The 22,574-nt window shown below is 36.0% G+C and carries 23 protein-coding genes; 12 read left to right on the top strand and 11 right to left on the bottom strand.

The features are described from left to right. Window positions 1-37: 37 nt before the first annotated feature. The gene (gene hemN / locus M0051_RS15915) at window positions 38-1,426 is read right to left on the bottom strand and encodes an oxygen-independent coproporphyrinogen III oxidase (protein ID WP_306742504.1); all 1,389 of its coding nucleotides are present in this window, start codon (window positions 1,424-1,426) and stop codon (window positions 38-40) included. Between the two features lie 107 nt (window positions 1,427-1,533). On the opposite strand from hemN, the gene M0051_RS15910 reads away from it, so the two are divergent. Genes M0051_RS15910 through M0051_RS15900 form a run of 3 tightly spaced genes read left to right on the top strand, consistent with a single transcriptional unit; the run spans window position 1,534 to window position 3,868 of the window. Beyond that, entirely contained in the window at window positions 1,534-2,262 is a 729-nt protein-coding gene (locus tag M0051_RS15910) for a DUF169 domain-containing protein (RefSeq protein ID WP_306742503.1), read from the top strand. A 10-nt stretch (window positions 2,263-2,272) separates the two neighbouring features. Beyond that, window positions 2,273-3,346, top strand: coding sequence for a butyrate kinase (gene buk, locus M0051_RS15905; RefSeq protein ID WP_306742502.1), 1,074 nt, complete (start codon window positions 2,273-2,275; stop codon window positions 3,344-3,346). A gap of 24 nt (window positions 3,347-3,370) precedes the next feature. After that, window positions 3,371-3,868, top strand: coding sequence for a YqiA/YcfP family alpha/beta fold hydrolase (locus tag M0051_RS15900; RefSeq protein ID WP_306742501.1), 498 nt, complete (start codon window positions 3,371-3,373; stop codon window positions 3,866-3,868). Window positions 3,869-3,915: 47 nt separating this feature from the next. Here M0051_RS15900 and trpS read toward each other — a convergent pair whose 3' ends face one another. Next, a complete protein-coding gene (gene trpS / locus M0051_RS15895) occupies window positions 3,916-4,905 on the bottom strand; it encodes a tryptophan--tRNA ligase (RefSeq protein ID WP_306742500.1) in 990 nt (329 codons plus the stop codon). Between the two features lie 155 nt (window positions 4,906-5,060). Then, the gene (locus tag M0051_RS15890) at window positions 5,061-5,504 is read right to left on the bottom strand and encodes a YqaA family protein (protein WP_306742499.1); all 444 of its coding nucleotides are present in this window, start codon (window positions 5,502-5,504) and stop codon (window positions 5,061-5,063) included. A gap of 119 nt (window positions 5,505-5,623) precedes the next feature. Here M0051_RS15890 and rbfA point away from each other — a divergent pair, with 119 nt between their 5' ends. The 4 genes from rbfA (at window position 5,624) to M0051_RS15870 (ending at window position 8,598) form a co-directional block, all read left to right on the top strand. Further along, a complete protein-coding gene (gene rbfA, locus M0051_RS15885; RefSeq protein WP_054715409.1) occupies window positions 5,624-5,959 on the top strand; it encodes a 30S ribosome-binding factor RbfA in 336 nt (111 codons plus the stop codon). A gap of 15 nt (window positions 5,960-5,974) precedes the next feature. Further along, window positions 5,975-7,189, top strand: coding sequence for an FtsX-like permease family protein (locus tag M0051_RS15880; protein ID WP_306742497.1), 1,215 nt, complete (start codon window positions 5,975-5,977; stop codon window positions 7,187-7,189). Between the two features lie 78 nt (window positions 7,190-7,267). Beyond that, the gene (locus M0051_RS15875) at window positions 7,268-7,948 is read left to right on the top strand and encodes a hypothetical protein (protein WP_306742496.1); all 681 of its coding nucleotides are present in this window, start codon (window positions 7,268-7,270) and stop codon (window positions 7,946-7,948) included. Then, the gene (locus tag M0051_RS15870; protein WP_306742495.1) at window positions 7,948-8,598 is read left to right on the top strand and encodes a hypothetical protein; all 651 of its coding nucleotides are present in this window, start codon (window positions 7,948-7,950) and stop codon (window positions 8,596-8,598) included. The genes M0051_RS15875 and M0051_RS15870 overlap by 1 nt, the downstream gene beginning before the upstream one ends. Window positions 8,599-8,682: 84 nt before the next feature. Here M0051_RS15870 and dusB read toward each other — a convergent pair whose 3' ends face one another. Continuing rightward, a complete protein-coding gene (dusB, locus tag M0051_RS15865) occupies window positions 8,683-9,678 on the bottom strand; it encodes a tRNA dihydrouridine synthase DusB (protein WP_306742494.1) in 996 nt (331 codons plus the stop codon). A gap of 179 nt (window positions 9,679-9,857) precedes the next feature. Here dusB and M0051_RS15860 point away from each other — a divergent pair, with 179 nt between their 5' ends. Beyond that, complete coding sequence (locus tag M0051_RS15860) at window positions 9,858-10,778, top strand: CPBP family intramembrane glutamic endopeptidase (RefSeq protein WP_306742493.1); 921 nt, start codon at window positions 9,858-9,860, stop codon at window positions 10,776-10,778. Here the strand turns inward: M0051_RS15860 and M0051_RS15855 are convergent. Beyond that, window positions 10,740-11,504 carry a hypothetical protein gene (locus tag M0051_RS15855; protein ID WP_306742492.1) on the bottom strand — a complete coding sequence of 255 codons (765 nt, stop codon included), beginning with the start codon at window positions 11,502-11,504 and terminating at the stop codon, window positions 10,740-10,742. The two genes, M0051_RS15860 and M0051_RS15855, sit on opposite strands and share 39 nt — an antisense overlap. Before the next feature lie 162 nt (window positions 11,505-11,666). Between M0051_RS15855 and M0051_RS15850 the strand changes: the two genes are divergently transcribed. The 3 genes from M0051_RS15850 (at window position 11,667) to M0051_RS15840 (ending at window position 14,530) form a co-directional block, all read left to right on the top strand. After that, window positions 11,667-12,470, top strand: coding sequence for an energy transducer TonB (locus M0051_RS15850; RefSeq protein WP_306742491.1), 804 nt, complete (start codon window positions 11,667-11,669; stop codon window positions 12,468-12,470). A 370-nt stretch (window positions 12,471-12,840) separates the two neighbouring features. Beyond that, entirely contained in the window at window positions 12,841-14,007 is a 1,167-nt protein-coding gene (locus tag M0051_RS15845; RefSeq protein ID WP_306742490.1) for a hypothetical protein, read from the top strand. Window positions 14,008-14,092: 85 nt separating this feature from the next. After that, window positions 14,093-14,530 (top strand): septal ring lytic transglycosylase RlpA family protein, encoded by a 438-nt coding sequence (locus M0051_RS15840; RefSeq protein WP_306742489.1) that lies wholly within the window; start codon window positions 14,093-14,095, stop codon window positions 14,528-14,530. Window positions 14,531-14,648: 118 nt separating this feature from the next. Here the strand turns inward: M0051_RS15840 and M0051_RS15835 are convergent, their stop codons facing one another. From M0051_RS15835 to M0051_RS15825, 3 genes are read right to left on the bottom strand one after another with little or no spacing between them, the layout of a single operon-like run. Next, window positions 14,649-15,410: a succinate dehydrogenase/fumarate reductase iron-sulfur subunit gene (locus M0051_RS15835; protein ID WP_306742488.1), complete on the bottom strand. Its 762-nt coding sequence runs from the start codon at window positions 15,408-15,410 to the stop codon at window positions 14,649-14,651. Between the two features lie 3 nt (window positions 15,411-15,413). Continuing rightward, window positions 15,414-17,354, bottom strand: coding sequence for a fumarate reductase/succinate dehydrogenase flavoprotein subunit (locus tag M0051_RS15830; protein ID WP_306742486.1), 1,941 nt, complete (start codon window positions 17,352-17,354; stop codon window positions 15,414-15,416). A gap of 20 nt (window positions 17,355-17,374) precedes the next feature. Next, window positions 17,375-18,031 (bottom strand): succinate dehydrogenase cytochrome b subunit, encoded by a 657-nt coding sequence (locus M0051_RS15825; protein ID WP_306742485.1) that lies wholly within the window; start codon window positions 18,029-18,031, stop codon window positions 17,375-17,377. A 388-nt stretch (window positions 18,032-18,419) separates the two neighbouring features. Here M0051_RS15825 and M0051_RS15820 point away from each other — a divergent pair, with 388 nt between their 5' ends. Next, window positions 18,420-19,211, top strand: a complete 792-nt coding sequence (locus M0051_RS15820; protein ID WP_306742484.1) for an alpha/beta fold hydrolase — start codon at window positions 18,420-18,422, stop codon at window positions 19,209-19,211. Between the two features lie 67 nt (window positions 19,212-19,278). On the opposite strand, the gene M0051_RS15815 is transcribed toward M0051_RS15820, so the two are convergent. The 3 genes from M0051_RS15815 to M0051_RS15805 form a co-directional block, all read right to left on the bottom strand. Next, window positions 19,279-19,842, bottom strand: coding sequence for an outer membrane beta-barrel protein (locus tag M0051_RS15815; RefSeq protein WP_306742483.1), 564 nt, complete (start codon window positions 19,840-19,842; stop codon window positions 19,279-19,281). Between the two features lie 504 nt (window positions 19,843-20,346). Continuing rightward, the gene (locus M0051_RS15810; RefSeq protein WP_306742482.1) at window positions 20,347-22,080 is read right to left on the bottom strand and encodes a bifunctional UDP-sugar hydrolase/5'-nucleotidase; all 1,734 of its coding nucleotides are present in this window, start codon (window positions 22,078-22,080) and stop codon (window positions 20,347-20,349) included. An 87-nt stretch (window positions 22,081-22,167) separates the two neighbouring features. Next, window positions 22,168-22,362 (bottom strand): DUF1289 domain-containing protein, encoded by a 195-nt coding sequence (locus M0051_RS15805; protein WP_306742481.1) that lies wholly within the window; start codon window positions 22,360-22,362, stop codon window positions 22,168-22,170. Between the last annotated feature and the right edge of the window lie 212 nt (window positions 22,363-22,574).

Below are 22,574 nucleotides of genomic sequence, written 5' to 3'. Positions count from 1 at the left end.
GGACTTAAAGCTTTTATTATTTGGGAGTATTAATCTTTTATATCGCTTTCGAAAACATTTTATCGCCACCTTTTTGTGAGTAGCGCAGTTTGTTGTCGAATGGTTTGGCAATGTTTCTCAAGAAAATCATACCTAAATCGGTAACCACTAGTTTTTCCTCGTCCAGTTCAATAATGCCTTCTTCCTTCATTACCGTCAATTCTTCGGTAATGCTCTCAGGAAGGTATTTCTTTAGTTCATCGGTAAAGAACAACTCACGACGACAGGTAATGTCTAGTATGGCTCTTTTTACCGTCAAATCTTCATCTGTAAGATAATAACCTTTCACCAAATCCAATTCACCTTTTTCACAAGCTGCTTTGTACAGGTGAATTTCTTTTGGGTTTTGTGCGTAAGCATATTTTGCATCAGAAATAGACGAGGCGCCTAATCCAATCAACAATTCAGTATGGGAAGTATTGTATCCCATAAAATTTCGATGCAAGCGTTTTTCTTCCCTGGCCACGAACAACTCGTCGTGCGGCAAGGAGAAGTGATCCATTCCAATATCGCTGTAGTTTAGTTCTGCCAGTTTTTCTTTTCCTAGATCGTACAAAGCTCTTTTTCCTGCACTATCCGGAATATCGGCATCGGTAAACATTCGCTGACCTTTGGTTTTCCAAGGTACATGTGCGTAAGAATAGTAAGCAATTCTATCAGGTTTCAGCTCCGAAACTTTCTCGAACGTGTCTCGAACCGATGAAATTTGTTGTTTAGGCAATCCGTAAATCAAATCAAAATTTACTGATTTATAGCCAATTTCTCTGGCAGTTTCGGTTACCTCTTTTACAATTTCGAAACTTTGCTTGCGGTTAATCACACGCTGTACTTCTGGGTCGAAATCCTGAACTCCAAAGCTTACTCTTCTAAATCCAACATCATACAAAGCTTGCAAATGCTTTCTTGTGGTATTGTTTGGATGCCCTTCGAAACTGAATTCATATTCAGGATGCAAAACGGCATGTTCTTTAATGCCATTAATCAGTTTTTTAAGGTTTTCCGGACTAAAGAAAGTTGGAGTACCTCCACCCAAATGCAATTCTCTTAGAACAGGCTTTTCACCAAAAGTATTCAGATAGATTTTCCACTCCTGCAGTAATGCATCTATATATTTGTCTTCAACGCCATGATCGCGTGTGATGACTTTTGTGCAGGCGCAATAAGTACAAAGACGTTCGCAATAGGGAAGGTGCACGTAAATACTAATTCCTTTTGTCGAATTCGATTCATCAAAAGTGCGTTTAACTATTTTCAACCATTCTTTTGCATCTGGTCTTTCATCTCCCCAAAATGGTACGGTTGGATAACTTGTGTATCGTGGTACAGGAACGTTGTACTTTTCGATTAAGAGCTCTTTGTTCATGGAAAATTCTTTTGCCTTATTCATACAAAGATATCTTTTTTTGTCAATTTCTGTTATTGTATTTAATTCTTCTTGTTTGATGATATTGAACTCAAATTTAATATTTTTATATAAGCCTAAAACCAAAAGATATGGATATCAACGTAAAAGAAAATTTTATTGAAAAGTTTAAGAACTATTTTGGTGAAGAAACCAATCTTCCCATTGCTTTTTGGTACGGAAACGATCGATTGCAAGATGAAGAAATCAGACCGAAAAACTGGATGTGTATTATTGGTCAGCTAAACAAGATAAGAAAAGGAGAAAGCTTAAGTTTTTCTGCTGATTCGGTAAGTTGTGGTGGAGGAAAAACCTATTGCGGATTTGCAGAATTTGTGCCGGGATTGGCTAACTTTCTTTCTACAGGAAAGGAAAGATATCTTAAGAATAGTGATATTGCCCAAAAAGTGATCAATCAGTTTCCAGTTTATCCTGCTCCAGCGAAATACATCAGTTTTAAAAGGTGGGATCAATTGTCAGAAGAAGATGAGCCCGAAGTGGTAATCTTTTTTGCTAAACCCGATGTTTTGTCAGGTTTGTTTACATTAGCCAATTACGATCAAACTGATTTGCAGAGTACAATTGTACCTTTTTCATCGGGTTGTGGTTCGATAGTTACTTTTCCCTATCAGGAAAGTAAAAAAGAAAAACCGAAGGCGGTTCTGGGAATGTTTGATGTTTCTGCACGTCCATATGTACCTGAAAATACATTGAGTTTGGCCATTCCCATGAAAAAAATGCAGGATATGATTACCAATATGGATGAAAGTTTTTTGTCAACTGATGAATGGGGGAAAGTAAAAAATAGAATAAGAAGATAATACTTTAACTATGAATGTAAATGAAATAGTGGTTGTAATTAATCCAGGATCAACCTCAACAAAAATTGCCCTATACAACAGAGAAGGACTGGTTGAAGATTTTGTTGCAAGACATTTGCAAAAGGATTTGGATCAGTTTCATCGAGTTGCCGATCAGTTTGAATACAGATTTGAAATGTTAAAAGACTGTTTGAATGGTATGCTGACTGAAAAAGATTTTTCAGTGGTTGGTATTGTAGGGAGGGGTGGAATTGTAAAACCTTTGGAAGGAGGAACATATCGCATTAGTAATGAGTTTTTAGAAGATGCACGTACCGGAAAATATGGAGATCATGCATCGAATTTAGGAAGTATGCTGGCCAACAAATTGGCCGAACACCTTGGTTTAGATGAAAGTTATACGGTAGATCCTGTTTCGGCTGGAAACATTATAGAAAAAGCTCAAATTTCAGGGGTTCCTGGTATTGAAAGGAATCGTAGGGGACATCCCTTAAATATGAAAATGACAGCAAGAAAAATTGCAGCTCAGCAAGGAATTGCCTATGAAGATGCCAAGTATGTGATTGCTCATTTGGGAGGAGGAATTTCCATTGCCTCGGTTGAAGGTGGAAAAATTACCGACGTAAATGATGCTTTGATGGGAATGGGGCCATTTTCTCCGAATCGTGCAGGTGCAATTCCTACGCGCGGAATTATGGATTTGTGCTACTCGAAACCAAGAAAAGAGGTGGAAACTCTTTTAAGCAAAAACAGTGGATTAAAAGCTTATTTGGGAGTTGATGATTTGCGCGATGTTTTCGAATTGATTGAAGAAGGGAATGAAAAAGCTAAGTTGGTTTATGATGCCTTTGTGTACCAGATTGCCAAGGAAATTGGTGCTTACCATGCAGCAATGAAATGCAAAGCCAATGGAATTATTATTACAGGAGGCATTGCTTATTCCGATCGTTTTATTGCAGATTTAAAGGATTATGTTGGCTGTTTAACGGAATTCTTTGTATACCCCGGAGAAAATGAAATGGAAGCACTGGCCGAAGGTGCATTCCGCGTAATTGATGGCAAAGAATTGGCATTGGAATATTAGAAAAACTTAAAGTAGAAACATAAAATGAAAGTTGTTTTTTCACATGGCAAAGAAAGTGGCCCTTGGGGAACCAAAATAAAGAGATTAAGCGAAATCGCTAAGAAAAAAGGATTCGAAATAGATAGTTTGGATTATCGGGCATATTCTAATCCCGATGATCGTGCAAGTCAGCTTTTAAACTATTTAAAGGGAGAAAAGAAGGATTTTATATTGGTTGGTTCAAGTATGGGCGGATATGTTTCTTTGGTAGCTTCAGAGAAGATTAATCCGAAAGCCATTTTTCTAATGGCTCCGGCTTTATATTTAGAAGGATATGCAAAACAGGAGTATCCGATGAATTGTAAGAATATTCAAATTGTTCACGGAAAATCGGATGAAGTTATACCTTACGAACATTCGGTTCGATATGCCAAAGAGTCGAAATGTACACTGCATTTGATTGAAGGTGATCATCGATTGAATGCATCTTTAGAGAAAGTGGAAAGTATTTTTGAGAGTTTTCTGGAGAAAATTTTGAATTAAAAAAAAGCCAGCTTAAAAACTGGCTTTTTCTTTTAAATATACTGAGTTTAGAATTTTCTAAAACCAATTAATCTGCGAACTTCTTCAATTGTTTTAACAGCACTTTCACGTGCTTTTTCAGCTCCCAATTTGGTTACCTTGTGTAAGTATGCATCATCTTGCATGATGTCTAAAATACGCTCGCGAATCGGGCTTGTAAAGTTGATAATATCTTCAGCCAACTGTTTTTTCATATCGCCATAGCGAATTTCACAATTGTTGTACTTGTCGTTAAAGAAATCGTAAGTATCCTTTGCAGAAACAATATCCATTAGTGTAAACAGGTTCTGAATTGCTTCAGGTTTTTCCTGGTTCATTTCAGTTGGACCACTGTCCGAAACGGCTTTCATTACTTTCTTACGGATATCTTTTGGATCATCAACCAAACAAATTGCATTTCCTTCCGATTTACCCATTTTACCCGATCCATCTAATCCAGGAACTTTAATAAACTCGCCTGTGTATGAATAAGGTTGAGGAATTGGGAAAGTTTCTTCGCCATAAATGTTGTTGAAACGACGTGCAAATTTACGTGCCATTTCCAAATTTTGCTCCTGATCTTTTCCTACTGGAACCTGATGAGCTTTGTGAATCAAAATATCCGCAGCCATCAGTACAGGATACGTTAACAAACCTGCATTAACATTTTCTGGTTGTTTACGAGCTTTATCCTTAAAAGAAGTTGTTCTTTCCAACTCACCCAAATATGCATTCATGTTCATCAACAAATACAATTCAGGAATTTCTGGTACATCACTTTGTACGTAAACTGTTGCTTTTTCAGGATCAATTCCACAAGCCAGGTATTCTGCCAATACGCGCTTTACGTTGATGTGAAGATCTGCAGGAGTTGGGTGCGTAGTCAGGGAATGCCAATCAGCAATAAAGAAAAAGCAATTGTTATCGTTTTGCATTTGCACAAAGTTCTTCACCGCTCCGAAGTAATTTCCCAGGTGTAAGTTACCTGTAGATCGAATTCCACTTACTACTGTCTTCATTATTCAATTCATTAATCGCTCAAATATGAGCTGTTTATACTTAAAAATTTTAGTTCGACAAAATTATGAAACCTATCCGATAAATAAAATAGTATTAGGTAATTCTATCGTTATTGAAAATTTAATTTGATTTTTGAGATTTGATGTTTGGGATTTTAAGACAGAGCTTGCACTGTTAGCCAGGCCCAAACCACATATCTGCAAACTTTACCGGCTGCCATAAAAAGTGCCATCCAGTATGGATTGGTGCGTAATAATCCTAATCCGATTGGAATCATATCCCCTATAAAAGGAAGAAAAGCAAAAAAGGCAAGCGCATTTCCTTTATTTCTGAGAAACTCTTTGGATTTAATCGCTTTATCAGGTTTAATTTTTAACCATTTTTCGATTCTCTCCAATTTACCCAAGTATCCTAAATAGTAACCCGTTAAGCCACCTAACCAATTGCCTAAACTTGCAATTGCTATAGTCAAGCTGATATCAAAACCAGAATAAACACAAAGGCTAAGAATTGCCTCTGAGCTAAAAGGAAGAATGGTTGCTGCCAAAAAACTTGCCAGAAACAATCCCCAATATCCATATTCGATGAATTCAAGCATGCTGCAAATGTATAAAAAGCAAATGCTTTTATTAAAGAACTTTAACTTTTCCGCTCTTCTACTTTTCAAGACTTTTCAAGACTTTATTATATCTTTGTATAAAATTTAGAAAAGTATATATGGAGACCACAAGACAAAGCAAAGTTTCAAGATTATTACAAAAGGATTTAGGATTGATTTTTCAGCAGGAAGGACGAAATCTATTTGGAGGAAAAATGATATCGGTTACCACTGTAAGAATTAGCCCGGATTTGGGACTTGCAAAGGTGTATCTTAGTATTTTCCCTTCAGACAAGTCGGAAGAAACGCTTGAGGTGGTTAGAATGAACACCAAAAACATCCGTAGAATTCTAGGAACCAAAGTTGGTAAACAATTAAGAGTGGTTCCCGAATTGGCATTCTATATTGATGATTCTTTGGATTATATTGAGAATATCGACAACCTATTGTCATAAACTCTTCCACCGAATTTGAATCTACCTTTTCACATAGCCAGGCGATACCTGTTTTCCAAGAAAAAACAGAATGTTATCAATATCATTTCACTAATTTCAGTAGTTGGTGTTACGGTTGGTACCATGGCTTTGGTGATTGTGCTGTCTGCCTTTAATGGTTTGAATCAATTTATTGATAAGCAGTTTAGTAGTTTTGATCCCGATTTAAAAATACTTCCTGCAAAAGGCAAAACATTTGTTCCCGATTCAATTTTCAGACAAATTAAAGACATGGAACAAGTGGCATTCTATTCCGAAGTTTTGGAAGAAAATGCACTTCTCAAATATGGCAATCGTCAACGACCTGCAATTGTAAAAGGAGTTGATGAAAACTTTAGCCTGATGACGGGAATTGATACCATGATAACGGATGGGAGTTTTGTGTTGGATACAAAAAAGTATCAGTTTGCCGTGTTGGGGTATGGTGTAGCATTAGATTTGGGTGTAGGATTAACCTTTGTTGATCCAATAAAGTTTTATGTGCCAAAACGTAATGCTACGGTCGGACACAATCCAATGAATGCATTTAATTCTGAGATCATATGGCCATCGGGTTTTTTTCAGATTCAAGCCGATTTTGATACACAATATACCTTGGTTCCTTTAAGTTTTGCACGAAAATTATTCAGTTATCAAAACGAAGTAAGTGCCATCGAGCTCGGAATAAATGATTCTGAAGATATTGATGAGGTAAAATCTGAAATACAAGAAATAATCGGTGATGATTTTCAGGTAAAAAATCGTTTCGAATTGCATGATGTTATTTATAAAATGATGAAGACAGAAAAGACCGCAGTCTTCTTCATTTTATCTTTTATTTTGGTGATAGCTTCTTTTAATATCATAGGTTCGTTAACCATGCTGATATTGGATAAAAAAGAGGATGTTAGCACCTTAAGAAGTTTGGGTGCCAATGAGAAAACCATAAGACAATTGTTTCTAATCGAGGGTTGTTTGATTTCTATTTCAGGTGCGCTTTTAGGGGTAATTTTGGGCATAATAGTTTGTTTTCTACAAATCAAATTCGGATTTGTAAAATTGGCCGCTGGAAGTTTCTTTATGAACTCTTATCCTGTAAATGTGCATCTTTCTGATATTTTTATCATCTTTATAACGGTTGTACTGATTGGGTATTTCGCATCGCGTTTTCCTGTACAATACATTACCAAAAGATACTTGCAGTTTAACTGATAAGTATTTCCCACTACCGATTAATGAATAGGAATCAAGTTGATTTCTAATGGCAATAACTTATTAAAAATTACCGAAATGAAGAAGATTTTTGTATTCTGTGTGCTAGCATTTGGAATTTCAATCTTTGTAAATGCTCAGCAAACAGCCTTAACTTCCGATGGAAAAGTTGTTATTCTTTACGACAATGGAACCTGGACTTATGTCGATGTAAAACTTCCCAATACAGATACTAAGGAGATTCAAAAGAAAGCAGGAGAAGTTGCAGTACCAACCAATGTATCTGGTGTAGACAATTCTCCTATTAGTTTGAAAGATGCTACCCTTGAAAAAATGGCATTTATTGAGGGACAAAGTGAAAAACTCTCAAAATATTTTAAACACAAAAATATCGTTCGTTGCGATTTTACTTTAATATCGAAAGATGGAAAAGCCGTATTGAAAACAGACTGGAAAATTATGAACGGTGAAGCCTATTCGTATTTTGGATTCATAAAAGAAGGAAACAAGATCTCTTTGGAATTAATAGGCGGCAAAATAATTGATTTGGTTTATACCAAAGAGTTTGAGCCTAAAGAATATGAGAAATATGGATTTTCGACTTACTCAGCAGAACTGGAATTAAACGAAGAACAAATTCGTTTGTTGAGAAACTCTATAGTTTATAAAGCACATATGACTTGGAGCAGAAGAACAGAAGAATATAAAGTTGTTGCTCCTTCATATTTTATAAAATCATTACCTCAAATTATTGAATAATGAAGAACTTATTGCTTGTTGCAGTACTTCTTTTTTGTAGCATCTATACAGTAGATGCACAAATGAGATTGAGAACTCCTGATGGAAGAGTTGTATTGCTCTATGACAATGGAACCTGGAAGTATGAAGAAGTAAAAAAAGCTGATCTTAAACCAAAGGCTCCAGTTAAATCAGACTTTGAACTATCTAAACCAATTGTACTGAAAAAGGTGGAATTAACACCTGAAACAGTTATAAAAGGAGTTAGTTTAAAACTCAAAAAGTTTTCGGAAAACAAGAATATTGTAAAATGTGATTTTCAGTTGGTAGCAGATGAAGAAAAAGTGATTCTTAAAACTGAATGGAAGATAATGGATGAGGAAGGTTTTCGATTTTTTGGTTTTATCACAAAGAGGTCAAAAATCGATTTAGAATTGTCTAATGGAGAAATTGTAAGCCTGAATTATTCAAGAGATTTTGAGCCCAAAGAATATCCGAATTACGGTTTTACGATATTTAAAGCTGAACTTACTTTAAATGAAGATCAAATTAGAGCATTACAGAAAGGATACATCACAAAATCAAGTATGCAATGGAGCAGGAGAGTTGAAGAATACGATGTTTTTAACCCTGATTATTTTATTAAAGAGCTTCCTAAGATTTTAAAATAGTGCTTGGTTAAGAGAGCAAAAAACACAAAAAACGCAAAGATGAGATGTCTTTGCGTTTTTTGTGTCGTTTAGTATGTGATTTTTTTAATCTTCTTCTATTTGTAGTTCGCCCCATTCTGATGTAATTTTATTCAGAATTACCATTAAATCATCATAGTGATCCGCACGAAGCATATCGATACGAGTTTGCTTAAAATTGTACAATCCTTTAAACATGCCTGCCATATGTCTGCGCATGTGTAAGATTCCTCTTCTTTCATCAATCCAGTCAATAGCAGCATCGATTTGTTCTTTTAGCATGTCTACCTGTTGAGCAACGGTTGCGGGAGGAAGCAATTCTCCAGTTTTCAGATAGTGTTTCACATCCCTAAAAATCCATGGTTTTCCAACGGCAGCACGTCCAATCATAATGGCATCAACACCATATTTATCAAAGGCCTCTTTTGCCTTTACAGGATTGGTAATATCACCATTTCCAATAATCGGAATGTGCATTCTTGGATTGTTTTTTACCTCACCAATTAAGGTCCAATCTGCTTCACCTTTATACATTTGGCAACGGGTTCTTCCGTGAATGGTAAGGCCTGCAATACCAACGTCCTGAAGTTGTTCTGCAAGCTCAACAATAATTTTTGAATCAGCATCCCAACCCAATCTGGTTTTAACCGTTACGGGAATATCTACTGCTTTTACAACTTCTTCAGTAATTTTTAGAAGCTGTGGAATGTTTCGAAGCATTCCCGATCCTGCACCTTTGCTGGCAACTTTTCTTACCGGACAACCAAAGTTTAAATCAAGAAAATCAGGCTTGGCTTCTTCAACAATTTTGGCAGCTTCAACCATTGGATCAACCTCTTTCCCGTAAATCTGAATGGCCACAGGACGCTCTTCTTCCAAGATGGTAAGCTTTTTCATAGTTCTGTTTACCGAACGAATCAATGCATCCGATGAGATAAACTCCGTGTACATTAAATCGGCACCATAACGCTTACACAACACTCTAAATGGAGGATTGGTAACATCTTCCATTGGAGCCAATAAAACTGGCTGTTTCCCTAAGTCCAAATTTCCTATCTTCACTTCAGCTTTTTTTATATTCGGTAAAAATCAGTGCACAAAGATATAATAAAGTCTCGAACAGTCGAATTGTCAAATTACCACACACATGATTTGCTTCATAACGGAGTATTGATTTGAGATTTGGAATTTGATAATTGCCTTTTGTTGCTAATTTTGTGTTTCAACCAAAAAAAAGAAACATGTTAAAAGGATCTTTTAGTCATCATAGCCCATTTACCCATTTGATAATTAGTTTAATTGCAGTAGTTGTATCTTTCCTGCTAGCCATGTTTGTAGGTACTGTGTTGGCATTAATATTTTTTGACATTAACATTTTTACAGATTTACAAGCAATTGATATAAACAGTGATACTGTAAATATTTCGGTTCTAAAATTTTATCAGTCGGTTTATTCTGTTGGAATGTTTATAATTCCTCCTTTTATTATTGCATTTTTGGTAAGTAAAAAAGTGCGTGAATATTTGTTTTTGGCTGAAAGTACCAATGTATCAAAGGTATTGTTGGCAACATTTATTATCATTTTTTCACTTCCTATGATTAATCTTCTGGCACAGCTGAATTCCCATTTAAGTTTACCAGAATTCATGTCGGGTATCGAAACCTGGATGAAAAATAGTGAGGAACAAGCAAAAGTTGTAACCGAGAAGTTTTTGGTTATGAACTCAACTTCGGATTTATTGGTGAATCTTGTGGTTATTGCATTGATTCCTGCGATTGGAGAAGAGCTTTTATTTCGTGGAGTTTTACAGGGAATTTTCGGAAAGCTTACAAATAATATTCATTGGGGAATTATTATTACAGCATTCTTCTTTGCGGCACTTCACATGCAATTTTACGGCTTATTGCCACGTATGGCAATGGGAATACTTTTCGGATATTTATTGATTTGGTCACGAAGCTTATGGGTTCCAATAATCGCACATTTGGTAAACAATGGAATGGCTGTTATTACCAAATATTATATTGATAAAGGAAATGTTCCAAAAGAAATGGAAACCATAGGAGCCAACGAAAATTATTGGTTCACAGGTTTAATTTCGATGATAATTGTTTTGTTGTTGCTACGAGTTTTCAGAAGCATCTGTAAAAGGAAGGCTTAGTGATGCTTTCTCGGCTATTTTAACTTGTTCTAACTTTTCAAGTTCACCTTTTCTCCAAACATATACAACACCATATTCTGAACATTTTGCACGCTTTTCTTCATCACTTAGCGATCCAAACTTCTTTTCAACTTGATTCCAAAGATCAAGAATAAGCTTATCAGCATCTTCCCTAAATTCGGCAACTTTTTCGGAGAAACGATGGGTATTATTTTGTAGTGTTTTTTGATAATTGAATGCTTGTTTAAAATTGTCACAATTAACGCGCACCAGTGCAATGGAAGGACTGTAAATTGGATTTCCCCCCATTCTGGTTCTTTCCTGCTCACCTTTAATCAATTTTTCTCCCCACTCAATTACTTTCGAATCTTTTAATAGGGAAGGAGTGGCTTTCGAATTTTTGCGAATGCCGTAAAATTCACGTACCTCAGGTTTCATTTCACCTCGAATGATGCAAAAGTTTAAAACTTGTATAAAATGAGATACATACAAGCGAGCTTTTCTCAGTTTCTCGTTGTACTCTTTGCTTTTACTCGATTGCTGACTTAATGCCTGCCTGTGATTTCTTATGGCAAGCTCGTAATGAGGAACAAAAGTTTCGATTCTTTGGTACAAAGAGTAGGAGAAAGCCAAGTCAAAACGATTGACTCTCATACTGATACTTAAGGCTGCTTTAAGAGCACGTACACGTGCCGTGTCGGTATTTGGTAATCTGCGGTAAGGCATTAATTAATATGGTTTAAGCAATAATGGTATTGTGATTTGCGAATATACAAAAAATATATGTTTCTATTTTACCGTTCGCAGTTAAGATTTTATATAAATGAAAATTATAAGTGAATCATAGAATAATTATGCATACTTTTATGCAATAATAAAATTGTAATTATGAAATATACATTGATTTTAATTGTTGCTCTGTTTTTCACTCAAACCTTATATTCCCAGAGCGACACAATAGTTTATTACAAAGGTCATGCTCCATGCGATACAATACATGGTGCCGATAGACAAGTGGTATTCCAAAGGAAGAATGATAAGAAGTCCGTTATGATGACTTTTGAGTTAAAAAACAACCAATGGAAGCTTGAAAAAACAGAGATCATAAAGCGAATGAGAAATGGACGTTATGCTATCGGTGGTGGTACCAATAATATTATCAGATCTTATAAAAAGATAAATGGAGGTTATCAGGTAGAGGAGTATAATTATGAAGGAAAATTAAGGAAAAAGGGTTTAAGCAAAAAGATGTTTCCTTTGCATAGAGTTGGACAATGGCAGAGCCTATACGACAATAATGTAGTAGGTATTGAGGTATTTAATGAAGAATTAATGGTTCAATCATACACTATTTTTAAAGGTAGAAATCTGCCTAACAATATTTATGCAAATGCAGATACTATTGCCGAATATAAAGGAGGAGATGATGGATTTGCTAAAGATTTGGCACACAATATTGAATATCCAAGAATTTGTCAGGAAAATGGAATATCTGGATGTGTTTTGGTTTTGTTTGCAGTTGATGAATCAGGCATGCTTGCTGATATTCAAATTTTGAAAAAAGTAGACCCTTATCTTGATGAAGCAGCAATTGAAGCCATTAAAGCCTGCAATAAATGGAGACCTGCGATAAAGGATGGAAAACCAGTGAAATTATATAATATAGCTCCTGTGAATTTCCTGCTGCGATAAATTTTCATACAATGGTCCACAAGAAATGACCTGATTAGGCTTAAAATTTTAAAACTATCTCTATTTGGAGGTGGTTTTTTGTTGATTTTCATTATTGTAGAACAATTCCACAGAACTTGTCCATTAAATTCCACAATTGATAATTCTTTTTCTTTTACAAGTATTTTTGACCATCTGTAATAAAAAGCATAACTGCTACGTTTATAGATTGTTAGTTTAATTGTGAAATAGAGTAGGGTATATTCGCTTGATTTCGGTATTTTAATTGTAAAGGATTTAAGATGAGAAATTAAACGAAATTTTTAATCGAAACCAGTTGTAAAATACTGGAAAATCACATTCGAAAGATTATCAACTAAAATTTAAGGATATGAAAAGAAACATTGTTGCTGTAGGAATGTTGTTGGCTTTTTCAGCCGCACTTTGGAGTTGTTCAAGTTCTGATGATAAAACACCAGAACAGAATCAATCATTAGAACAGAATCTTACTTCAGAGACTCAATCATTAGCAGTTGCTGTTGATGAAATTACTGCCTCAGAAGGATATGGACTGATCACCATGAGTGATAATACAAAAGAAGGAACAGAAGAAGAATCGGACGAAAGATTTTCATATGGTCACACCATTACTCTTGAAGATATTAAAGGTGTTTATGATTATATTCTTCCTGTACCAGATGAAGGAACTAGTACTAAAATGGGTAATGGTTATTGGAATTCAGCATTTGAAAGAGTGGGAGATAGTGATTTTTTCGTAATCAATTTACCTCAGGAAAAGGCTACAAGACCTTGGAAACTGTATGTAGGGGAAGATGGTGATTCAGAATTAGATAATGATTTTAATATTACCGCTTCACAATACAACTCTTCAACAGTAATGAATAGCGAAGGGTTTGAGTTTGACTACTTATTAGATGCTGATATTACAATTGAAGAAGAAGCTGCAGGAGCAATTTTTGTTGATTGGAACATGAACATGTCAACAAATATGAGCTGGGATTATGAATCAGAGTTTAGCTTCCCTAATGGATATTCAGTGGGTCATGAGTTTCAGTTTGGCGATACAACCGAATTCGCTTACAATTTGAAGAAAGATGGTGAAGTATTATTCATGGAAGAAGTGGAATATATTCGTTCTACAGAAGAAGCTGAAGCAGAATACGAATATGCTTTGACAATAGGCAATATCAAGATTGTGAAGAATTCTTCAAGCGAAGAGTATATGGTATATCGTGATGGTGAATTGGAAGAGGATGCTGTAATTACAGTTCTTCCAAAAGCAAACACTGAAGAGGGTGAGGAAGATGAATCAGATGATGCATTCTGTCGTCATGGATTTGATATCCAAATTACTTTTACAAATGAAGACGGTACGCAAGAGGAAGTGATCCTATCAGAATTGATTGGAGAAGAAACCTTAGAACAACTTAATGAGATCTTTAGCTCGATGCACGATATGTACTTTGTTAAGAATTTGGTTGACAGAGTAGCAAGAGAAGCATACCAAATGAATATGCAACAAGATACTGGAGAATAAATTCGGCTAAAAATATAGATTAAGATCCGGTCAATAGGCCGGATTTTTTTATGCATCTTTATTTCATCATCACATTAAAAGACAGATGAAGATAATTTGTATCGCTTTATTTTTGAGTATCTTTTTCTCCTCGGTAAAATCTCAGGAGAAAGTAGATTATTCTGAAGAAGGTAAAGCTAGCTTTTACTCTGACTATTTTGAAGGAAGAAAAACGAGTTCTGGCGAGATATTTCACCAATGGAAGTACACAGCAGCTCACAGGAGCCTTCCTTTTGGAACTTGGGTGAAAGTGGTCAATTTGGAAAATAAACGCTCTGTAATCGTCTTAATTAATGATAGAGGTCCCTTTGCAAAAGGACGTATTATAGATTTATCCAAAGAAGCAGCAAAACAAGTCGGAAATTTAAATGAGGGAATTTTTCGCGTTCGGATTTCAATCTATACAAAGGATGAGGATTACATTAAGGTCAAACAAGTTTTGAAACCTGTTTCCAACCAATCTCTATCTTCAAGTTTGCATTAGGAAAAAATACGATTTCATCCAGACTTATTCTCGGTCTGAGAAAATCATATGCATTAGTGCAATAAAAAAAAGAGCGCTACCTAAGGGCAGCGCTCACCATATTTGGATTTCAGTCTAATTAGTCTTTAATCTTAGCTGATAAGAATTCGCGATTCAAACGAGCGATGTTTGCGATAGAAATTCCCTTAGGACATTCCACCTCACAAGCACCAGTGTTGGTACAGTTACCAAAACCTAGCTCATCCATTTTCGCTACCATGTTCTTCGCACGACGAGAAGCTTCAACACGTCCTTGTGGCAATTTAGCCAAGTGAGAAACTTTAGCAGAAACGAACAACATAGCTGAAGAGTTCTTACAAGTTGCAACACAAGCACCACAACCGATACAAGCAGCAGCATCCATTGCTTCTTCTGCATCATCTTGTGAGATTGGAATTGCATTACCATCAGGTACACCACCAGTATTTACTGAAATGTAACCACCAGCTTGTAATACTTTTTCAAAAGCAGTACGGTCAACAATCAAGTCTTTGATTACAGGGAAAGCACCGGCTCTCCATGGCTCAATAGTGATTGTTTCGCCTTCGTTGAATTTACGCATGTGCAACTGACATGTTGTAATGTCATCGTCTGGTCCATGAGCACGTCCGTTGATAAACAAGCTACACATACCGCAGATACCCTCACGACAATCGTGATCAAATGCGATAGGCTCTTGTCCATCGTTAATCAATTGCTCATTCAAAATATCCAACATTTCAAGGAAAGAAGTACCTCCAGAAATGTCATTGATTTTGTAAGTTTCAAACTTACCTGCAGTTTTAGCGTTTTTTTGACGCCAAACCTTTATAGTTAATTCTTTAATTACTTTATCTGCCATGGTTTACTTGTATGAACGTTGTGTCAATTCTACAGTTTCAAACACTAAATCTTCCTTATGCAATACTGGCTCTTGGTTTTCACCTTTGTACTCCCAGCATGACACATAAGTAAAGTTGTCATCGTCACGTTTAGCTTCGCCTTCTTCAGTTACTGATTCTTCACGATAGTGACCACCACAAGATTCGTTACGATTCAAAGCATCACGAGCCATCAAATCACCCAATTCAAGGAAATCTGCTACACGACCTGCTTTCTCAAGTTCGATATTCATTGCATCGAAATCACCTGGGATGCGAACATCCTTATAGAAGTCTTCTTTGATCTTAGCAATCTCAGTAATTGCATATTTCAAACCTTCTTCGTTACGAGCCATACCCACGTAATCCCACATGATGTTTCCTAAACGCTTGTGGAATGAGTCAACAGATTTGCTACCTTTTACGTTGTATAGTCTCTGTAGACGTTCGTTAACAGCTTTCTCTTTCTTGTCGAATTCTGGGTGATTCAAGTCGATACGTGGAGTCTGAATTTCGTCAGCTAAGTAATCACCAATTGTGTATGGCAATACGAAGTAACCATCAGCCAAACCTTGCATCAAAGCAGAAGCACCAAGACGGTTACCACCATGATCAGAGAAGTTAGCCTCACCAATTGCATACAAACCTGGAACGGAAGTCATCAAGTTATAATCAACCCAAGTTCCACCCATTGAATAGTGGATTGCAGGATAAATCTGCATTGGCTCTTTGTAAGGATCTACGTCAGTAATCTTTTCGTACATCTGGAATAAGTTTCCATAACGAGCTTCGATTACATCCTGTCCTAATCTTTCGATTGAATATTTAAAATCAAGGTAAACAGCTTTTCCTTCAGCGTTAACACCGAATCCAGCATCGCAACGCTCTTTAGCAGCACGAGAAGCAACGTCACGTGGTACTAAGTTACCGTATGATGGGTATCTTCTTTCCAAATAGAAATCACGATCTTCATCAGCGATATCATTTGGTCCCATTTCACCTTTCTGCAATTTAATTGCGTCTTCCTTCTTCTTAGGAACCCATACACGTCCATCGTTACGAAGAGATTCAGACATCAAAGTCAACTTAGATTGCTGCTCACCGTGAACAGGAATACAAGTTGGGTGAATCTGCACGAAACATGGGTTTCCGAAGAATGCTCCGTTTTTGTATGCTTGCCAAGCAGCACCACCGTTACATCCCATTGCGTTGGTTGATAGGAAGAATACGTTACCGTAACCACCAGTTGCAATTACAACTGCATGTGCACCGTGACGTTCAATTTCACCAGTAACCAAGTTACGAGTGATGATACCACGAGCTTTTCCGTCAACAATCACAAGATCTAACATTTCGTTACGCTCGTGCATTTCGATCTTACCTTGTCCGATCATGCGGTTCATAGAAGCGTAACAACCTAATAATAGCTGCTGTCCGGTTTGACCGCGAGCATAGAAAGTACGGCTTACCAATACACCACCGAATGAACGGTTAGATAGAGTTCCACCATACTCACGTGCAAAAGGTACACCTTGAGCAACACATTGGTCGATGATGTCACCACTTACCTCAGCCAAACGGTATACGTTTGCCTCACGTGCACGGTAGTCACCACCTTTAATTGTATCATAGAACAAACGATAAATAGAGTCATTATCGTTTTGATAGTTTTTAGCAGCGTTAATACCACCCTGAGCAGCAATAGAGTGAGCTCTACGGCCTGAATCCTGGTAGCAAAATGCTTTTACGTTGTATCCCATTTCTGCCAAAGAAGCGGCAGCAGATCCACCGGCCAAACCGGTTCCTACAACGATAATATCTAATTTTCTCTTATTCGCAGGACTAACTACTTTAATAGCAGCTTTGTGTTTCGACCACTTTTCAGCTAATGGTCCGGCTGGAATTTTCGAATTTAATACTGTCATAACCGTTTAAATATTAACAATTAAGCAAAAAAGTGTAAATACAAAGGAATAATAATGAATCCGCCAGAAATAATAATTGCGTAGATGTAACCCGCTTTTTCCAAACGAGCTCTCCAAATAATATTACTCATTCCGATAGACTGGAATGCTGACCAGAAACCGTGAGCTAAGTGTAATCCCAATAAGATTGCACCAACTACATAAAGACCAGTGTATACCAGGCCTGTTGATCCATTAGTAAATAGGTTCTTTACCAATTGATAATCGTCATGTACATTTCCTTGAATCTGAATTGGCACGAAGAAATGCATCAAGTGCATTGCAATGAAAACCAATACAAGACCACCTAAAACAAACATGTTTCTTGAAGACCAAGTACTGCTGTTACTCAAGTTCTGCGAAGCATACTTTTGAGGACGAGCTTTCTGGTTTTGCAAAGTCAAGATGATTGCATAGATGATGTGCACGATAAAACCACCAAATAAAACTGGCTGTAAACCAAAGCGGATTACCGGCATTGCCATAAAGTGTGCTCCTGCATTAAATAACTCTCCTGTGTTATCAAACATCAAGAAGGAGTTCAAGATCAAGTGCACCAATAAAAATAGTACAAGGAAAAGACCTGATAAACTCATTATCAACTTCTTTCCAATAGATGAACTTAAAAAACTGCTCATAAGTTTAAAGATTTAATTAGACTGTTTATTATAAGCTTTTACTATAATTCATTGCAAATGTAGACGCTCCCTATGGCTGAAACAATATTTAGGAACATATACAATTTATTTAGATTGATTCTAGGATAATCCTATAATTCAGATTTTTAGAAAATTAGAATCATAAAACTAGGTATAATTCTAACTATAAACCAATTAAGGAATATTTTCTGTAATGTATTTTTTCAAAACGATGCAATTTATTAAATATTTGTATGTTATAGAACAAGCTTTTTTGATATTCTACTAATTTAGAATGTCATTAAAACTTGTAAAAAATTGTTTTATCCGATAAGAATACAATTTGCTCTTTTGCTGTGTGTTACTTGTTAAAATATCAAATTTGCATATGGATCAGTATTTAGAACTGGAAAATTGTCGATTACGATACAGAGATAATGGGAGGGGAAATACGGTAGTTCTTCTTCATGGATATCTTGAATCCGTAGAAACATTCGAAACTTTTGCCAATGATCTTTCCCGATTGGCCAGAGTAATTACGGTTGATTTACCAGGGCATGGATATTCTGAATTAAAAAGCGATTCTTGCAGTATTGATCAGATGGCAGAAGCTGTTGACCAATTGGCTGAGCATTTGAATTTGAAGCGAATTAATATCATAGGACACTCCATGGGAGGATATGTAGCATTGGCTTACGCCGATTTATTTAAGGAAAAACTGGAAAGTTTTTGCTTGTTTCATTCAACACCGAATCCTGATACCGAAGAGAAAAAAGCCAATAGAAAGAAGGAAATTGAACTGGTGAAAAGTGGAAAAAAGGAACTGATTTGTAAAACCAGCATTCCTAACACCTTTTCGAATAACAACCTGAAAAAGTTTGAACACGAAATAGAAAGAATCACCAAAATTGCTTGTAATACTTCTGATAAAGGAATTATAGCTGCCTTGGAAGCCATGATGAATCGTCCTGATCGAAATCATGTGGTAAAAGCTCTGGATATGCCCAAAGTGAGTATCATTGGAAAAATGGACAATTTTATTCCACTACAGGTAGCTGGGCAAATTGCCAAAGAGAATAATTTAACTCCTTTTGTATTGCAAACATCAGGACACATGGGCTTTATTGAGCAAAGACAAGAATGCTTGCGTGAGATTTTCCGCATTATTTATGAGTGTTGATTCACTTTTTGTAGTATAAAAAAGGATGTCATAATATGACATCCTTTATCGTTTCTATAAGTTGTTACTATTTTTTTCCACCACCAAAATGGAATCCCATTTTAATAGAGAAATAGTTATACTCGTCATATCCATCTTCCTGACCCATGATTAGGTTATATTGAAGAGCAAGGTCAAAATGTCCGTATGAAAACCCTACTTTCGGAGCAAAACCAAATTTTGTTCCAAGATCAATTTCACCTTCAACAGTAGCAAATTCATTTGAACCATTGAACTCAACATTACCTAAGCTATAAATACCAGCATCTGCACCTACAAATGGACGGAAAGAATTGGTGTTGAAGTAATAATCAAATGTAGCAGCGTAAGATACTACTGCTGAAACATCAAAAGCATCGTCATTAGCAGCACCCATAACAGCACCTTCTAATTTTGCACCTAACAATACGTTATCAGTAATATGATACTTTGGATTTAAATAATAACCAACTCCAGCATCTAATGCATCACCACCTGGCATAGCATAAAGTAAACCTGCATCAACTCTGAAGGATTTAAACGAATCTGATTGTGCTGTAGCAACACCTGCAAATGTAAGGCAGGCTAAAATTAGAGTAAAAAATTTTTTCATTTTCAAATATGTTAATTGTTTAAAAGATCAAATGTAATAAAATTTATAACATTAACAAGTTAAATAAAAAATTATCTATAAGTTATAAGAATGTTAAGGATTTTGGGATTGTTATAATGGTATAATTGGCTATTGTACTATTGTTTAGTGTATATTGATGGTATTTAATGTTTTATAACAAAAAAACTTTATTAATAATTATTTAGTGAGTTTGTGTAAAGTTATTATTTTAAATTTTCATGCTATGTATTGCATGCTTTATTAATTGGCATTTAATATCTTATTTTAAAAATAATACTTTCATATTGAAAGATATTTCGAATGTTGAACTCCAAGGCCTAGAAGTAAATTACATATCTAGCATTTTCAAGTTGCTTGACATGCAAACACAAAATAAAAAAGTCTCACAAAAGATTTAATTCTTCCTTTGTGAGACTTTGTGATATCCTTATTGTACTTCTCTTTGCCCTCCGAAGTTTTAACGAAGTAGGGTGTGGTTAAAATCTATCTTTTCCCATAAAGCAATTCATATTCCCTTTTACTTGCTGTAGCATGCCATTTTTCAGGAACTACTTTCCAGTTGTTGTCACATTTAATGTTAACCATTCCTTTTTCCTCTATCCACTTCATTAGGTAGTAGCGAAGATCTTTGGTGGTTGAGTTAATCAATCGACTGGTTAATTCTTCTTTCGTTAAGCCAGAACCTTCGGTCAGGTGATTACCGCCGCCATTTCCACGATAAGAATTTAGAGCAACGCGGTAGGTTTTGTTTTCATCGAATTTTTCACCCGAACTCATTCCCAAGATCTTGATTCGATTGCCATATGGTTTCGAAACATCAACAGTATAATCAATTCCTTCTGCCGAATCATAATTGAAGAACATGGTGGTCAATCGGCTGCCTTTTTCAGTTGTTGAAATGTATAGCATCGGATCATTTGCCGATTTCATTTGCTGAAACCAGTTGTTGTAACTAAACTCCAGGAAATCTTTAACTTCTTTTCCGGTTAGGTTCATGGTGTACAACAAATTCTCAAATCGATATAGCTTAAACAGATCACGAACCTGAAGTTCACCCGAATCGATAGTAGCATTGTAGGATAGGGGAGCAGCAAAAGAAATGTCTGCATCAGCCAAATCCATTTGAATGTTCTGAATCAAATCGATAAAAGGAGAATCACCAAACATGGCATCCTTTGTGGATATGCTTGTTTTAAAGCTTCCTACTTTTCGCGATACATAAGCCTCTACTTCTTTAAACAAAGGCGTAAAATGTTCAACGTATGCTTTCGATTTTTGAACATCGGAAATTTGTACCAAATTTGGTTTTAAAGTTTTGTCGTAGGAGTTCTTCTCGTTGTTCCATTTTAAATCAACCACAACTTCAGCCAAAAATTGAGCTCTACTTTTAGGATTGATCACCAAAACTTTTTCTTTATCCGTATTTTCGAACCACGCAATTTGCTCATGATGATCGTGCCCACAAATCACCATATCGATACCTGGAACTTGTTTGGCCACCAGAATAGAAGCATTTTCATGGCTCATTTCATTTTCATGTTCTTCGCCGGCACCAGAGTGGAATAATCCAATCACAAAATCAGGCTGTTCTTTTTCCTGAATGGTTTTTATCCACTTTTGAGCTGATTCAACCATAGGTTCGAAATGCATTCCCGACCAAATTTTCTCTGGCAACCATTTCGGAATTGCAGGAGTAATCAAACCCAAAACTGCAATTTTTACACCTTGTTTCTCGATTATGGTATAGGGTTGGAAATATGGTTTGCCATCGGAGTTCTTTACCGCATTAGCAGCCATCCATGGGAAATTCAACTCATTTACCACTTTATCGTATACCGCATGTCCTGGCTCAATGTCATGATTCCCAACCGTAGCTGCATCGTATCCCATGTAATTCATTACATCAGCACAAATGTGTTTGGTTTCCGTTTTTTCGAAGTTCGAATAGTAAACCAAAGGATCGCCCTGTAGGATGTCGCCATTGTCCAGCAAGATTACTTCCGAATCGGCTTTTTTTCTCTGCTTGCTAACATATTCGTATACCTGAGCCAGCGAGCTGGAAGTTTCCTGTTCGTTTACCAAATCGTATGGAAACAATGCTCCGTGAACATCACTGGTTCCGTATATTTTTAATTGTAACTGTTCTGCTTTTTGAGGTCCACATGCCGAAAATATCAGCATGATAATCATAGCATAAAAGATTGATTTTAGTTTCATCCGTTTTGGCTTATTTTCTGATAATGTGATTTGAAAAGGACCGTAAAGTTATAAAAAAGAACAAAATGTTTTATGTATGATAAGGATCTATCTAAAGAATACGCCTGAAGATGTATCTGGAGCATTGGTTCTTTTTCTGGCTTTCTCTAGTACATCTTTTTTCTCTTCATCGTTGTATAGCGACCAGTTTCCTATTTCTTCTGTAGTTCGCTGACATCCAAAACATACGCCGTTGCTGTCTTGGCGACAGATTTTAATACATGGTGATTTTACTTCTTCCATAGTTTAGTTTGTTTATTTAAATTCATTACAAATAAAGATTAAAAAGTCTTTTTTTCAAAATCTGAACTTGAATTTATCCCAAAGAAAAATCCCGAACTCGCAAGTTCGGGATTTTCTTCTAACCACTATTTACTAACCTAAATCTAATTCTATGAAAAAACTTTCTCTGTTTTGTACATTACAAATGTAGGGTAGAAATGTGCTAAATGCTT

Origin of the sequence: Marinifilum sp. D714 (assembly GCF_030851345.1) — a bacterium.
Classification (GTDB): domain Bacteria; phylum Bacteroidota; class Bacteroidia; order Bacteroidales; family Marinifilaceae; genus Marinifilum.
The sequence above is the reverse complement of the archived record's forward strand: the minus strand, read 5'-3'. Positions and strand labels throughout refer to the sequence as shown.